General features: G+C 69.2%; 4 protein-coding genes. 2 read left to right on the top strand and 2 right to left on the bottom strand.

Annotation, left to right across the window (positions count from 1 at the left end; translation table 11 throughout):
• Positions 1-51 precede the first annotated feature (51 nt).
• Both CLV68_RS26040 and CLV68_RS26035 read left to right on the top strand, forming a co-directional pair.
• The gene (locus tag CLV68_RS26040) at positions 52-510 is read left to right on the top strand and encodes a MarR family winged helix-turn-helix transcriptional regulator (protein ID WP_121393532.1); all 459 of its coding nucleotides are present in this window, start codon (positions 52-54) and stop codon (positions 508-510) included.
• Entirely contained in the window at positions 507-902 is a 396-nt protein-coding gene (locus tag CLV68_RS26035; protein WP_121393531.1) for a DUF5313 family protein, read from the top strand. The genes CLV68_RS26040 and CLV68_RS26035 overlap by 4 nt, the downstream gene beginning before the upstream one ends.
• Positions 903-1,538: 636 nt before the next feature.
• On the opposite strand, the gene CLV68_RS26030 is transcribed toward CLV68_RS26035, so the two are convergent.
• Together CLV68_RS26030 and CLV68_RS26025 are read right to left on the bottom strand one after the other, a co-directional pair.
• A complete protein-coding gene (locus tag CLV68_RS26030) occupies positions 1,539-2,585 on the bottom strand; it encodes a sporulation protein (RefSeq protein ID WP_121393530.1) in 1,047 nt (348 codons plus the stop codon).
• Between the two features lie 122 nt (positions 2,586-2,707).
• Complete coding sequence (locus CLV68_RS26025; RefSeq protein WP_147460171.1) at positions 2,708-16,858, bottom strand: non-ribosomal peptide synthetase; 14,151 nt, start codon at positions 16,856-16,858, stop codon at positions 2,708-2,710.
• Between the last annotated feature and the right edge of the window lie 44 nt (positions 16,859-16,902).

Below are 16,902 nucleotides of genomic sequence, written 5' to 3'. Positions count from 1 at the left end.
CGCGGGCTCTCAGTACCGGTGACGGCCCGGATCGGTTAACATGGTGCCCTAATGATTAGCGCACAAAGCAACCATGAGGACGACCCCCTGGCCCTGGAGCGGCAGGTCTGCTTCGCGCTGGCCATCGCCTCCCGCAGCGTCATCGGCCTGTACCGGCCACTCCTTGAGCCGATGGGGCTGACGCACCCGCAGTACCTGGTGATGCTGGCGCTGTGGGGCCGCACCCCGCTGTCGGTCAAGGAGCTCAGCGGCATGCTCGCGCTCGACCCCGGCACGCTGTCGCCGCTGCTCAAGCGCCTGGAGGCGATCGGCTACCTGCGCCGCGACCGCGCGGTCACCGACGAACGCCAACTCGCCGTCCGCCTCACCCCGACCGGCCAGGCCCTGCGCGAGCAGGCACTGGCCATCCCGGCCGCGGTCATCGAACGCCTCGGCGTGCGCGTCGACGACCTGCGACTGCTGCACGAGTCCCTCACCCGCGTCATCGAGGCGGCAGGAGAAGCCACATGACCAAGCCCGGTCTCGTCCACCGCTGCTGGTACCTCCTCGGCGGCCGCCTGCCGTCCCACTACCGCGACTGGGTGCTGGCCGACGCCGCCCGACCGTCCTGGCTGGCGTGGTTCACCCTCCGCACCCTCCTGCGAATGGTCCCCCTGACCACGGTGATCACCCTGGGCCTACTGCTCGGCCTGGACGCCTCCCCCGGCCTAGCCCTGGCCTGCGGCGGTTTGGGCCTCGTGGTGGGCGTGTACTTCATGCTCTCTTACGCCATCGAAAGCACCGAGTACCGCATGACCAGGTACGGCTACCCGCACGGCGCGGCCGCACAGGCCCGGAGGGCGCGTACGGCGGATCGGGACCGGGCACGGGAAGAGCGCTACACAGCCGCTTGGCGGCAATAAGCGGGTTGCCGGGTGCTCGGTATGGGAGCTGGTTGTCCACAAGGGTCCCGCTCGCTGTGCCTGTACTGTCGGTGCCTGCCGGTAGGCTGTGTATCGGGGGCTGCTTTGCGCGGTTTGATCATGAGCTGGGGGTTGTCCGGCTCTCGTGCTCGCCTGCGGCGTCGACGGTGAACGCCTCGCCTGCGGCATTGGCCTGGGCGCGAGAAAGCGAAGAGCTCGATGCGGCGAACTTATTTTGCGCGGGGCCCCGACAGCACCCGTGGCAGAACCACAAAGCAGGGGCCCAAAAGCAGGCCCTGCCGCGTGAACGACGCTACGGGCACTGCTCCCCCACACAAAACAAGTCCGCCCCATCGAGCCGGCCTGGCACCAGCGGATCCGAGGAGCGCGTGGGGGCCAACGATGTTTGGGGGCGCGTGGATGGCCAACGTTGTTCGGGGGCATGTTGGGGCCAACGCCTGGGGTGGGTGATTCGCAGTGCCTGGGTGGGCGGGGTGGCGTTGCTGCGCTGGCGGTCTGTCCATCGTGGACGTTGGTGGGCGCTGCTGAGGCAGGCGCGGGTCGCGGTGGGGGTTCGGGGTGGTGTTGGAGTGAGGGAAAGCGGCCCGCCGAGGGGGCGGTGGGCCGCTTTCCTGGTCATTCCTCGCCTGCGAAGTCCTCGCCGCCGTCGCCGTCGATGAGGCCGCCGTCGAGCATGTCGCCGAGGATCATGCCGCCGACGATGCCTGCGGCGGCGCCGCCGACCACGGCGCCCATGCCGGGGCCGCGGCGGTGGCCGTGGTGGTCTTGGTGGCCATAACCCTGGTGACCGTAACCGGGCTGGCCGTAGGCGGGCTGGCCATAGCCCTGCTGGCCGTACCCGGGCTGGCCGTAGGGCTGCTGGTGGCCGCCGCCGAAGGCCGCGTTGCCAGCGGAGCGCTGGGAGACCTGCTCCAGCCACTGGCCGATGACCGGCGCCCAGTCGGTGTTCTCCGCCTCCTGGTGCGGCACCGCGAACCGGCCGAAGGCATCCCCACCGCCACCGAAAACGCCACCGCGGCGGTCGGCCTCCAGGATGATGTGCAGCTCGTGCGGCGTAGCCACGAAAGTCAGCTCTACCTGGCTGATCCGGCCCGAGAACTGCGGCGGCGCGTAGAACTCGATCTCCTGGTACACCGGCAGTTGCTGCGGCACGCCGTGCAGCCGCCCGACCTCGAGGTCGGCCTTGGCGAAGCGGAACCCGAGCGCGCCGAACGCGTCGAGCACGCGGTCCTGGGAGGGCAGCGGGTGGATCACGACCGGGTCGAGGTCGCCCTTGTCCGGGGCGCCCGCGATGACCAGGTCGGTGCGCAGGCCCAGGTTCATCCCGGGCAGCGGGCTGCCGCCGACCGCGGTGATCGGCGCCTCCCACGGCACCGGCAGCTGGAACGGCACGTCCAGGTCCTGGTTGGCCGAGACCCGCAGCCGCTCGGCGACGACGAAGCGCAGCAGCTCGCCGGTGCCCGCCGCCTCACCGCCGTGGTGCTCGACCTCGACGCGCCCCTGCAGCGCGAGCACGGCCTGCCCGATCTCGACGTCCGCGCTGCCGCCCTTGACGCGAACCCGACCGGTGAGCGTGCCGCCCGGTCCGACGTGCGGCGAGTCCAGCACGGTGTCCACCGAGGGCCCCCCAACGCCGAAGGCCGAAAGCATCCGCTTGAACATCTGGCGACTCCTGGATCCAGGTCAGAGAAAGGGGCAAATCCGACACTAGCACACAGTGCCCGACTGCCTCCGCCCCGTGGCCGGACCGTACCCCGATGGGCAACCTGTTGTACCCCAACGGTTTACAGCAGCCGGGAGAGCACCTCCCCCAACGCGGGCAGCATCTTGGGCGAGACCACCTGCGCGTGCCTGCACGCGAACTCGACGACGTCGAGAGACGGCGCCAGGTCGCGCCAGTCGTCAGCGGCCGAGTAGTGCGCCGCTTCAAAACCGGGTTCGGGTACCAGCGCGTCGACTAGAAGCAGAGGGCCGTCGTAGGACGGGTACTCGGCGGTCGCGAGTAAGCGCTGACTGGTCAGGTAGCTGGTGACCACGGCCTCTACCGCGGCGGTGTCGAACTCCGACATGACGTCACCGCGGGCGTGGATCGCGGCAACGGCGGAGTCCATGGTCACCACGTCCGGCAGCGGGTAGTCCAAGTCGGACAGCAGACCTTCCAGGGCTTCCTGCTGGTCAGCGGGGACGGTGTCGAGCACGGGGTCGAAATGGCGGGAGTCGAGCAGCGCCAACAGCGACACCTCGTGGCCCCCCGCGCGAAGAGCGGCCGCGACCAGGTAGGCGACGTTGCCGCCGAAGGACCAGCCCACCAGCCGGTACGGGCCCTCCGGTTGGCGTCGGGTGATCTCTGCGGCGTACCGCTCGGCCACCTCGGTAAGGCTGTCGAACGTCGTGGCCGGTTCGGTGAGCAGCGGCGACTGCAACCCGAGGAGGGGAACGCCGTCCGGTAGCCATGCCTTGAGCGGCGCGAACTGCCACGCGAGCCCGCTCGCGGGGTGCACCACGAACACCGGCACACCGGATCCAGCGCGGAGTTCGACCATCGGGTCAAGCGCGTTGGCGGCGGTCCCCCCGTCCAGGTGAGCGGCAAGAGCGGCTGGAGTGGGCGCGGTGAACAGAGTGGTGATCGGCAGTCTTACGCCGGTGTGTGACTCAAGCGCAGCGCTGAGGCGGACTAGAAGCAGCGAATGGCCACCTAGGACGAAGAAGTCGTCGTCGGCGCCAACGCTGTCGAGTCCGAGTACCTCCGCGAAGAGGTCACAAAGCAGCCGTTCGCGGTCTGTTGCCGGTTCGCGGCCGATAGAGAGCGCCGTGAAGTCGGGTGCAGGGAGTGCGCGACGGTTCACCTTGCCGTTCGCGGTCAGGGGGAACGCGTCCAAGGTGACGTATGCGGACGGAACCATGTACTCCGGCAGGCGAACCGACGCGGCGACCCTCAACGCCGCCGGGTCGACCGAGGCGGGCGTGACGTAGGCGACGAGTCGTGAGTCGCGGGCAACCACGACCGCGCGGGTCACCTCGTCCACAGTGGAGAGAACTGACTCCACTTCACCGAGTTCGATGCGGAAACCGCGGACCTTGACCTGGTCGTCGACGCGACCCAGGTATTCGATCCCGGCGGCGGTACGGCGAACGAGGTCACCTGTGCGGTAGAGCCGACCGGCGCCGTACGGGTTCGCAACGAACCTGGACGCGGTCAGGTCGGGGCGACGGTGATAGCCGCGGACCACGCCGTGTCCGGCTAGGTACAACTCGCCCACTACGCCGTCAGGAACCAGCCCTAGCGCCGAATCCAGGACATAAGCCTGGGTGGCGCGGATCGGGTGCCCGATCACGACCCGCGCGTCGACGACCTCCGCCGACGTCGACCAGACCGTGGTCTCGGTCGGGCCATAGAGGTTGACGACGCGTCGAGCGCGGCCCGCGAGCGCACCGGCCAGCGACGACGGCAACGCTTCGCCGCCGACCAGCACCGTCGTGGCACCGAGGTCAACGCCGGTGTCCAGGACCGCCTGCCACAGCGACGGGGTGGCCTGCACGTAGTCGGTGACCGACCCGGAGAGCAGCCTCGGGTCGAGAACCTCCTCGCGGGAGGCCACCCGCACGGTCACCCCGCGCGTCAACGGCACCAGCAGCTCCAGCACGGCGATGTCGAAGGACAGCGTGGTGACCGCCAACAACCGATCACCGGGGCCGAACCCGACCAGCTCGCCCATGGCCTCGGCGAAGTTCGCGACCGCGCCGTGGGGGACGACAACGCCCTTGGGGCGTCCGGTAGAGCCAGAGGTGTGGATCACGTACGCCGGGCTGTCGACGTGCGGCAGCTCGGCCGGAACAGCGCCGTGCCACGTGTCGGCGAAGGTGACCGTCTCGGCAATCGGCGGCAGGACTGACCTAAGAGCGTCGGTCGTCACCAAGAGCGCGGGATCGGTGTCCGCGACCATGTACTCCAGCCGGTCGGCCGGGAACTCCGGGTCGAGCGGCAGGTACGCGGCACCGGAGCGCAGCACCGCGAGCATCGCGACAACCATGTCCACGGAACGCGGTAAGGCCAACGCGACGATTCGCTCAGGACCAGCCCCACGCCGGACAAGCTCACCGGCCAACGCTTCGGCTCGTGTCAGCAGCTCGCCGTAGGTGATAGAGCCGTCGCCTGCTTCCACGGCGATGGCATCCGGTGTGGCAGCGGCTTGGGCCGCGAACCGGGCTGGGATCGTGTCGGTGACGACGGGGTCCGCCGGAAAGTCGAGCAGCGAGCGGCGTTCGTCGCCAGTGAGCAGGTCGACCGTGCCGATCGGGTCTGCCGGAGCGACCGCGACCGCTTCGACGAACCGAACGAGGCGTTCGGCGAGCCGTGCGGCGGTGGCCCGGTCGAACAGGTCGTCGGCGTACTCCACGGTGCCGGTGATGCCGTCGGCCAGCTCGGTGAAGGTGAACGTCAGGTCGAACCGGGCCGTGGTGACCTCGATGTCCAGACTCGCGCTATCCGGCTCGGCAGCGGTGACACCGGGCAGGCCGAGGTCGCGGTCGTCGGCGTCGTGGAAGATGACCATGGTCTGGAACAGCGGGTGCCTGGCCATCGACCGGGCCGGGTTGAGGATCTCCACCAGCCGCTCGAACGGCACGTCCTGGTGCGCGTAGGCCGCCAGGTCGGTCTCCCGGACTCGGGCGAGCAGCTCGGCGAAGGTCGGGTCGCCGGAGACGTCCGTGCGCAGCACCAGCGTGTTGAGGAAGAAGCCGACAAGGTCGTCGAGCGCCTCGTCGGTGCGGCCCGCGATGGGTGAGCCCAAGGGGATGTCCGTGCCCGCGCCGAGCCGCGACAGCAGGGCGGCGACGGCGGCCTGGGTCGCCATGAACAGGGTGGCGCCGTTGGCCCGTGCGGCGGCGCGGAGGCCACGCAACGCGTCACCACTGAGGTCGAAGGTGACTTCCCCGCCCCGGTAGGACGCAATGGGCGGCCTCGGGCGGTCGACCGGTAGCGCCAACTCCTCGGGCATGCCCTCTAGCGCCGATTGCCAGTAAGCGACCTGGTTCGACACAACGCTGTCTGGGTCGTCCTCAGAGCCGAGCAGGTCTCGCTGCCAGAGCGTGTAGTCCGCGTACTGCACCGGAAGCACTGCCCACTCAGGGGCAGCCCCAACGCGCCGGGCAGCGTAAGCCACACCAAGGTCTCCGAGAAGCGGCGGCGTCGACCACTCGTCGGCGGCGATGTGGTGCACCAGCAGCACGATCACCGACTCGCCCGCCTCGCGGAACAGCCATGCGCGAACCGGGATCTCCCGCGTGAGGTCGAAGGTGTACTCCGTGGCCTCTTGAACGCCGCCGCCGTCTACGACCTCGAACGGAACCTCTACGTCCGACAACACCGACTGGTACGGAACCCCATCGTGGTCAGGGAACACCGTCCGCAGACTCTCGTGCCGAGCAACGACGTCATTGAGCGCGGTCTGCAACGCGGCAGCGTCCACGTCGCCCGTGAGGCGGGTAATCAGCGGGATGTTGTAGGTGGAGCTGGGCCCTTCCATCCGGAACAGGAACCACAGTCGCTGCTGTGCGAATGACAGCGGCAACCGCTCCGGCCGGTCCGACCGCGTCAAGGTAGGCCGGGCAACACCGGATAGCGGAAGGCGAGACACAAGCCCCGCGACCGTGGGTGCCTCGAAGACATCCCGAATGGTCGGCTCGACTCCTAGCACCGAGCGGACTCGGCTGACCAGCTTGGTCGCCAGCAGCGAGTGACCGCCCAGGTTGAAGAAGTTGTCGTCGGTGCCTACGTTGTCCAGCCCGAGCAGGTCGGCGAAGATCCCGGCAACAAGCTCCTCGCGCGGGGAACGCGCGGCGCGCTTCTCCCCCGTTTCCACTGCCGGGTCAGGTAGGGCCTTCCGGTCAACCTTGCCGTTAGCGGTGATCGGCAGCGCTTCCAGTTCGACGAACGCCGACGGCACCATGTAGTCGGGCAAGGTGTTGCGCGCCCACGCTGCCAAGTCGGACAGGTCAGCGCCACCGTCGGCGACGACGTACGCGGCCAGGTAGGCGCTACCGGTAGGAACCGTGACGACTGCGGATCGAACGCCGGGGTGGGCGAGGAGCGCGGACTCGACCTCTTCCAATTCCAGGCGCATACCCCGGATCTTGACCTGGTTGTCGGCACGGCCGACGAAGTCCAGCGACCCGTCGCCTGCCCAACGGGCCAGGTCGCCGGTGCGGTAGAGGCGCGTTCCCAGGGCGCCGAACGGGTCCGCGACGAATCGGGACGCGGTCAGGTCCGGTCGGTTCACGTAACCGCGGCCGAGGAGATAACCACCGACATACAGCTCACCCGCGATACCGGCTTGCACCGGGTTAAGAGCATCGTCGAGTACATAGAGCTGGGTGTTGGGGTTGGGCCTACCAATCGAGGTCGCGATGCGGTCGGAACCCTCGCGGTAGACGACGTGGGAGACGCCGATGGTGGTCTCCGCGGGGCCGTAACCGTGGTACATCGTGGTGTCGAGCGCGGCGCGGAACCGGTCGAACAGGTCCGGCGTCAGGACCTCCCCACCGCACCACACGTGCCGCAGACCGCGCAGTGACTCCGTTCCCGCCGCCAACTCCAAGAGCGCGTCCAGCATGGACGAGGGCAGGTAGACGAAGGTGACCCGCTCGTTGTCGATGAGGTCGAGCAGATAACGCGGGTCGCGCTCCCCACCCGGCTCGGCGATGACCAACCGACCGCCGGTGACCAGGGGAAGGAGGATCTCGTTGACGGAGATGTCGAACGAGAGCGGCGCCTTGAACAGCGACGCGTCGCCTTGTCCGAACCCGAGCAGCCCGCTCTGCCAGACCAACCGCGCGCTGATGGCCTCGTGCCGGATCATCGCGCCCTTGGGCGTACCCGTGGAGCCTGAGGTGAACATGACGTAGGCGAGTTGAGCGCCGTGTGTGTGGTCAGACTGGGCGACCGGATGCCCGCCGAATGACCAACTCGTGAGGTCGACATAGAGGTCGGACTCGGCGACACCGCCGGGGCCGGTCACAGTCAGCACCGCGCCGGACTCCGCCAACACGGTCTCGCGACGAGCAGCCGGCCAGGTCGGGTCTAGAGGGACGAACGCTCCCCCCGCGCGCAGGATCGCGAGCAACGCGATGACCATCTCCGCGCCGCGTGGCAGACCGATCGCCACTACGCGCTCGGGTCCGACACCTCGCTGGTTCAGCTCGGTGGCAAGCTGCCCGACAAGAACGTCCAACTCCTGGTAGGTCAACCTGGCCGTGCCCGAAACAAGAGCGATCTCGTGCGGGAAGGACGCGAAGGCAGCTGTCAGCAACTCCGGGAGCGTGCGGGTCACCTCGGGCTCGGCGGTGTCGTTCCAACCGCGCAGCACCAGGTCACGCTCGTCGGCAGCCAAGAGGTCGACCGTGCGGATTGACTGCCCCGGGTCAGTGGCAACGGCCGTGAGCAGTCGGACCAGCCGGTCGGCGATGTCGGCGACGGTGGACCGGTCGAACAGGTCGGTGGCGTACTCGATGGAGCCCGCCATCCCGGCGATTCCCTCAATGCCCGCCGGGGTGTCCGAGAAGCCGACCGACAGGTCGAACTTGGCCGTGGTCGTGGCCAGGTCCTGCGCGGCGGTCTCGGTGCCGGGCAGGCCGAGGTCGTCGGCGTCGAGACCGGTGTGGGTGACCATGACGTGGAACAGCGGGTGCCTGGCCATGGACCGGGCCGGGTTGAGGATCTCCACCAGCCGCTCGAACGGCACGTCCTGGTGCGCGTACGCCGCCAGGTCGACCTCGCGGACCCGGCGGAGGAGTTCGGCGAAGGTCGGGTCGCCGGAGACGTCCGTGCGCAGCACGAGGGTGTTGACGAAGAACCCGACCAGCCGGTCCAGGTTCTCGTCGGTGCGGCCCGCGATGGGCGTGCCGAGCGGGATGTCGGTGCCCGCGCCGAGCCGCGCCAGCAGCGCGGCGACGGCGGCCTGCACGACCATGAACGTGGTCACGCCCTCGCGGCGGGCGAGGTCCCGCAGATCGGCCGCGACCTGGGCCGGTAGGTCGAACCGGACGTCGTCGCCCCGGTAGGACGCGACAGCCGGGCGCGGTCGGTCCAGCGGCAGCGCGATCTCCTCGGGCGCGCCCGCGAGGGTGTCCCGCCAGTAGGCCACCTGCTTCGACACGAGGCTGTTCGCGTCATCCTCGGAACCGAGCAGGTCTCGCTGCCAGAGGGTGTAGTCCGCGTACTGCACCGGTAGTGCTGTCCACTCAGGAGCGGTGTTGGCGCGGCGGGCGGCGTAGGCGGCGCCCAAGTCGCCAAGCAGCGGAGCCGTGGACCATTCGTCGGCGGCGATGTGGTGGACGAGCAACACGATCACGGACACATCGGCGGACTCACGGAACAGCCACGCGCGAACCGGGATCTCGCAGGACAGGTCGAAGGCGTATTCGGTGGCCTCTTGGACGCCACCACCATCTACGACCTCGAACGGAACCTCTACGTCCGACAACACCGACTGATACGGCACCCCGCCGTGGTCAGGGAACACCGTCCGCAGGCTCTCGTGCCGAGCAACAAGATCGTTGAGTGCGAGCTGAAGCGCGGCAGGGTCAACGTCACCGGTGAGCCTCGCGACGAACGGGATGTTGTTGGTGGAGCTAGGGCCTTCCATCCGGAACAAGAACCAGAGCCGCTGCTGCGCGAACGACAGCGGCAACCGCTGCGGCCTTTCAACGGCCGCTAGTGCCGGGCGGGCATCGCCGGTGCTACCGACGAGGGCAGCGATACCGGCGACGGTGCGCGCGGTGAAGACGTCGCGGATCGCCAGTTCCGTGCCCACGGTCGCGCGGAGGCGGGAGACGAGCCTGGTCGCCAGCAGCGAGTGACCGCCGATGGTGAAGAAGTCGTCGTCCGGTCCCACCGAGGGCAGGTCCAGCACCTCGGCGAACAGGGACGCGACGATTTCCTCGGCCGGGGTGCGTGCGCGACCTTGCCCAACGGCATACTCGGGCGACGGAAGGGCCTTGCGGTCGACCTTGCCACTGGGAAGGGTCGGGTACTCGTCGAGCACTACGACTGCGGCAGGCACCATGTGCTCAGGCAGGACAGCCGCGAGCTGACTACGCAGACCAGTCGGACTCGGCGTTTGCCCTGCCGCCGCGATGACGTAGGCCAGGAGTTGGTTGTCCCGGGCGATGACGGTCGCGCGCGCCACTGACGGATCGTCGGTCAGCGCGGATTCGACCTCGCCGGGCTCGATGCGGAACCCGCGGACCTTGATCTGGTCGTCGACACGCCCCAGGAACTCAAGCTGACCGCTCTGATTCCACCGCACCAGGTCACCCGTGCGGTAGAGCCGCCCGGCGCCGGAGAGGAAGTCCGGGATGAAGCGGGACGCGGTAAGACCGGGCTGGTTCAGGTAGCCGCGGGTGACACCGGCGCCACCGATGTACAGCTCGCCTGGCACACCAGTCGGCGGCTGGCCAAGACTGCGGTTGAGGACGTAGACCTCGGTGTTCCCGACAGGGCTGCCGATGACAGGTGCCCCTGACTGGATGCGGGCGAAGGTAGCGTCAACTGTCGTCTCAGTCGGGCCGTAGAAGTTGAACGCGGTGACGTCAGATGCCGCGAGCTGGTCCCACAGGGTTTCGCTCACCGCCTCGCCGCCAGTACCGACGAAGGCGATGTCAGTGTCCAACAGACCTTCTTCGACCAGCAGGGCCAACAGGACCGGCGCGGCGTCGAGGTAGTTGATGCCGTGCTCACGGACATACGCCACTAGTGCGGTCGGATCCGGCCGGACGATGTGCAGCTCGTGTCCGGCCACCATCCACAGCAGACCGTCCACGGACGCGTCGAACGCGAATGACGCCGCGTTGATGACCCGCTGGCGTTGCTCCGGCATCACGGTCGCGCGGTGCGAGGCAAGCAAGTTCGCCAAGTTGGCGTGTTCGACGACCACACCCTTGGGCCTACCGGTCGAGCCTGAGGTGTAGAGGACATAGGCGGCGCCAAGAGGCGCAGCGGAGTCGTAGGTGCCAGTGACGTCGATGCCATCGAGGACGACGGTGGGCTGGGCGTCAGCGAGCATGTAAGAGATGCGTTCAGCCGGGTAGGTCGGGTCCAGCACTAGATAGGCCGCACCGGCCCGCCAGACGCCAAGGATGGCCGCGACAAGATCGGCCGACGATGCCATCGACAGGCCGACGACATCCCCCGGCCTTACGCCACGGTCGACAAGGTGCCCGGCGACCGCACGGGACAAGAGGTCGAGTTCAGCGAAACTCAGCTCTCGCCGCTCGTCGACAACCGCCGTGGTGTCCGGCGTAGTGGCGACCTGGCGGTCGAACACGGCGAGCACGGACTCCGTTGCGGTGACTCGCGGCCCGGTGCCCACGTCCTTCTGGGCGGCCAGGTCCGGCACGGTGGCGAGGGTGATGCCGCGAACGGGGTACCTCGGGTCGTCGGCGATCGTGTCGAGCACGCGGACGAGGCTGTCGGCCAGCCAGGTCGCGGTGTCGCGGTCGAACACGTCCGGCCGGTACTCCAGAGACAACTCCAGCGTCTCCCCCACCTCGGCGGTGAGCGTCAACGGGTAGTCGGTCGCGTCGGTGCCGGACACGCCGGTGACACGCAGCCCAGCGGCCTGTTCGGCCCGTCCTAGCGCGTCTGTGTCGACGGGGTAGCTCTCGAACACGGTAAGGGTGTCGAACAGCTCGGTCAGGCCGGTAGCGCGACCGATGTCGGCCAGACCTAGGTGTTGGTGCTCGATAAGGGCGGACTGCTCTGCCTGCACGCGGCGCGCGGCTTCGGCCACGGTCTCGGCTGGGTCGAGCCGCACGCGAACCGGCACGGTGTTGATGAACAGGCCGATCATCGACTCGACGCCGGGCAGGTCAGCGGGGCGGCCGGAGACGGTGGCGCCGAACACCACGTCCTCACGGCCGAGGTGGCGGGCCAGGACCAGGCCCCAGGCCAGCTGGATGGCGGTGTTCATGGTGACGCCGAGCGCCCTGGCGCCCTCGGTGAGGCGCGCGGTGAGGGTGCGGGCGCGCTCGGGCGCGACCAGCGCGCGGGTGAGGTCGAAGTCGACCTTCTCGGGGCGGACGGTCGTGGTGCTCGGTCCGGCGAGCAGGGTCGGCTCGGCGCCGTCGAGCGCCTTCGCCCAAGCGGTCCGCGCCTGGTCGGTGTCCTGCGCGGCCAGCCAGGTGAGGTAGTCGTCGAACGGGCGGGGTGCGCTGAGCGCGACACCGCCGTAGAGCTCGAAGAGTTCCTGGCCGAGCAGCGGGGTCGACCAGCCGTCGAGCAGCACGTGGTGGTTGGTGATGACCAGCCGGTGGCCGCCGTCGGGCAGGTGCAGCAGCAGGAACCGGATCAGCGGCGAGGTCGCCGGGTCGAACCGGGTGTCGAGGTCGGCGGCGATGACGGACTCGTCGCCGGTGACCTCTTGCCACGGTGCGCGGACGTTGTCGAGGACGAGTTGCACGAGTTCGCCGTTGGCGCGTTCGCGGAAGCAGACTCGCAGGTTCGCATGGCGGGCGAGCAGTGCGTCAGCGGCAGCACGGAGTCGGGCAGCGTCAACGGTGCCGTCTAGGTGCAGGACTGTCTGCACGGTGTAGACGTCGGCGCCTTCGAGGCCGGAGAGGAAGAGCAGGCCAGCTTGCAGTGGTGAGAGAGGCCAGATGTCGACCACGTTGTCGACGAGCAGCGCATCGACCTCGGCTTGGTCGAGCGTGACGAGAGGGAAGTCCGAGGGCGTGCGGCCACCTGTGGCGCTGGCAAGTTCCGCGAGGGCGTCGCACCAGTGGTCGCTGATGGCGTTGACTTCGGCGTCGGTGAACACGCCATCGGGCCAGGTCCAGTCAACGATGAGCGTGGACCCGATAGCGACGATGTCGATCTGGAGCGCGTGGTCGAGCGGCATGTCCTTGTCGGCGCCACCGGCGATGCCCGCCTCGACCGGGGACCACGGCGCGGCATCGGTGGTAGTGGGTTCGAACCGGCCGAGGTAGTTGACCAGCAGCTGCGGCTTGGTGGTGAGCTGGTCGGCGGTGTCGGGGTTGAGGTGGCGGAGCAGGCCGAAGCCGGTGCCGGTTCCCGGTGTCGCGCGCAGGCTCTCCTTGACCCGCTTGAGGGTCGTGGCGGCGTCACGCGGGTCGATCCCGCCGAGGCGTACGGGGTAGAGGCTGGTGAACCAGCCGACGGTCCGGTGCAGGTCGGCGCCGGGGACCAGGTCCTCGTCGCGGCCGTGGGCCTCGCGGTCGAGCAGCACGGAGGTCAGGCCGCGCCACCGGCCGAGGGCCACGGACAGGCCCGCGAGCAGGACATCGTCGATCTCGGCGGTGAACCGGGCCGCGACCTCGGTGGGCAGCGCGCCGATCTCGGTGCGTGCGGTCTTGGCCGTCGCCAGCGTGTCAGCGGCCGGGTCAAGCGCGCGGGAGCCGAGCAGCGGGTCGTCACCTGCAAGAGTCTTGTTCCAGTGCGGGAGTTCGCTGGCGCTCGCGGCAGCCTTTACGACGCCCTGCGCCCAGCGGCGGAACGACGTGCCGATCGGTTGCAGGTCCGCGCCCTCGTAAGCCTCGACGAGGTCCGGTAGCAGGATCCGCCACGAGACACCGTCGACCACGAGGTGGTGAGCGGCGACCACGACCGCGCCCGCATCCGGGAACCACGCGACGCGGAGCACTCGGGACGCGGCAGGGTCAAGAGTGTCCAAGACGCCGTCGACGTCGAGGACGCCAGAGACGACCGCGACCGCATCGGCGGCATCTGCGGTGGTGGGGATATCCAGTCCCTCTTGCGTCAGGCGGGCCCGGAGGATGACGTGAGTGTCGAGGAGCTTCTGGACGGTAGTCGTAAGACGAGCCTCGGTGAGGTCCGTGGGCGCGACCAGCACCTGCACCTGGGCGTAGCGGTTGATGGGGCCGCCGTTGGCCAAGAGGTCGTGCATGATCGGGGTCAGCGGAACGATGCCGACCGCAGCCCCCTCCTCCTCGACCACTACCGGCTCGCCCTTGGCGTCAGCGACTGCGGCTAGGGCGGCGACCGTGCGCTGCTCAAACACATCGCGCGGAGACAGCGTCACCCCGGCCGCGCGGGCACGACTGACGAGCTGGATGGAGACGATGCTGTCGCCACCCAGGGTGAAGAAGTCGTCGTTCATACCGACGGCCGGTAGACCTAGGACGCCCGCGAACAGGTCGTGCAGTACGGATTCCGTGGGAGTGCGCGGTTCCCGGCTTGCGGTGACGAGCCCGCTGAGGTCCGGGTCGGGTAGCGCTGCCCGATTGATCTTGCCGCTGGGGAGCAGCGGGAACTCGTCCACGACTACGACCGCAGACGGCACCATGTGCTCGGGCAGTACTGCCTTCGCGTGTTCGCGGACTGTCTCGGCGGACACGCCCACGACGTAGGCGACGAGTCGAGAGTCTCGGACCACAGCCGTGACGCGGGGGGCGACCTCGGCGAGCACGGCTTCGACCTCGCCCAGCTCGACGCGGAACCCGCGCACCTTGACCTGGTCATCCGCACGGCCGAGGAACTCCAACGACCCGGACGGGTTCCACCGAACGAGGTCGCCCGTCCGGTAGAGCCGCCCAGCCCCGAACGGGTTCGCCACGAACCGGGACGCCGTCAGCCCCGGCTGCTCCCAGTAGCCGCGCGCCACACCGGCGCCACCGACGTACAGCTCACCCACGACACCGGGCGCGACCAGCGACAACGCCGGGTCGAGGACGTAGGCGGCGGAGTTCGCCACGGGCCGCCCGATCACGACGTCCGTGCCCGCGATCGGCGCCACCACGGCATCCACAGTGGACTCGGTGGGACCGTAGAAGTTGAACGCCTCGACGGTGCTCGTAGCCAGGTCGCGCCACAGCGCGGCGCCGACTGCCTCACCGCCGGTGCCCACGACGGACACACCGGAGTCCAGCAGGCCATCCGCGACGAGTTGCGTCAGCAACGACGGTGCGGCATCGAGGTAGGTGATGTCCCTGGTACGGACGTACTCGACCAGCACGCGCGTGTCCCGCATCAGGTCGCCGTCGGCGATGTGCAGGGTGTGCCCGGCGAACAGCCAGAGCAGCGGGTCGAGCGAGGCGTCGAAGGAGAACGACGCGGCGTGCAGGACCGGGCCGGGGCGCATGACCACACGGTGCGCGGCGAGCAGATTGACTAGACCCGCGTGCTCGACAACGACGCCCTTGGGCTTACCTGTCGAGCCGGACGTGTAGATCATGTAGGCAGCGCCGGTAACCGGGACTGGAGTGAGCGCGGCCGACATGTGGTCCTCTATGGAGGACAGCACTAACGCGGGACGGGCGTCTTCCAGCATGTAGCGGATGCGCTCTGCCGGGTACCCGGGGTCGACCGGTAGGTGTACCGCGCCCGCTTTCCAGATGGCCAGCAACGCGATGACAGCGTCAGCGGTGCGCGGGAGCATCGACGCCACTACGGCTTCGGAGGTGACCCCCTGGGATTGCAGCCACCCAGCCAGTAGATCCGAACGGGCGTCGAGTTCCGCGAAGGCCAACGAGTCGGTTGTGTCAACGACCGCGGGTGCCTCGGGGGCGGCGGACACCGAGGCGGCAAACGCTTGCAGCACCGAGGTTCCGCCTACGCCGATGGTGACACCGCGCGATAGGGCGGCGAGCGTCGTGCGTTCCTCGGCGGTCAGTAGGTCGAGTTCGCGAACGGGTGTAGCCGAGTCGGTGACGAAAGCGGTCAGCGCGGCCACGAGCCGGGTCGCGAACCTGACGGTCTCCGCGCCGGAGATGACGTCCGGGCGGTGGTCGATCCACACGTCGAGCCCGCCGGATGCCTCGGCGGTCAGCGTGAGCGGGTAGTTGGTGTCGTCGGTGCCCTGGACGCCGACCACGCGCAGCCCGGCGGCGTTCTCCGCGCGGCCGAGCGCCTCGGTGTCGACCGGGTAGCTCTCGAAGACGGTGATCGTGTCGAACAGCTCGGGCAGGCCGGTGTGCCGCTGGACGCGGGACAGGCCGACGTACTGGTGGTCCATCACCCGCGCCTGCTCGGCCTGCACGCGGGCCAGCAACTCGGCGGCGGTCTCGGCGGGGTCGAGCCGGACGCGGACCGGCACGGTGTTGATGAACAGGCCGATCATGGACTCCGCGCCGGGCAGGTCGGCGGGGCGCCCGGACACGGTGGCACCGAACACGACGTCGCCGCGACCGAGGTGACGGGCGAGGACGAGCCCCCACGCGGTTTGCAGGAGGGTGTTGACGGTGACGCGGAGCGCGCGGGCCACCTCGCCGAGCCGCGCCGCGAGGTCGGGGGCGATCCCCACGGGGACGCGCCGGGTCAGCGCGCCGGAGTTCGCCGCGCCGGGCGGGCCGACGAGCGTGGGCTCGGTGACCCCGTCGAGCGCCTCGGCCCAGGTCTTCTCGCCCAGGTCGCGGTCCTGCCGGGAGAGCCAGACGAGGTAGTCGCGGAACGGCCGCACCCGGCGCAGACCACCGGTGTCGCCGCGCGCGCCGTAGATCTCGAACAACTCGCCGAGCAGCAGCGGGGTGGACCAGCCGTCGAGCAGGATGTGGTGGTTCGTCACCAGCAACCGGTGCCGGTCGGGGCCGATCCTCGCCAGCAGGAACCGGATGAGCGGCGGGCTGGCCAGGTCGAACCTCGTCGCGCGGTCGCGTTCGACGATGGCGGGCCACTCGGCCTCGGTGGTCTCGATCTCGGCCCACGGCACCGCGACCCTGGCGGGCACCAACTGCACGGGCCGATCGGCGTCCTCGGTGCTGAAGCAGACCCGCAGATTCGGGTGCCTCCGCAACAACGCCCCCACCGCCTCCCGCATCAACCCGGCGTCGAGCGGCCCCTCGACCTCGAGCACGGTCTGGACCGTGTAGACGTCCACCTCGGACTCGTCGTAGCCGGAGAGGAACAACAGCCCCTCCTGCAACGGCGAAAGCGGCCAGATGTCCTGCAGACCCGCGCGGCTCACGAGGTCCTCCCATTCGCCTCGAACCAACCAACACGCGCCGAACC

Origin of the sequence: Actinokineospora cianjurensis, from assembly GCF_003663795.1 — a bacterium.
Taxonomy (GTDB): Bacteria; Actinomycetota; Actinomycetes; order Mycobacteriales; family Pseudonocardiaceae; genus Actinokineospora; species Actinokineospora terrae.
The sequence above is the reverse complement of the archived record's forward strand: the minus strand, read 5'-3'. Positions and strand labels throughout refer to the sequence as shown.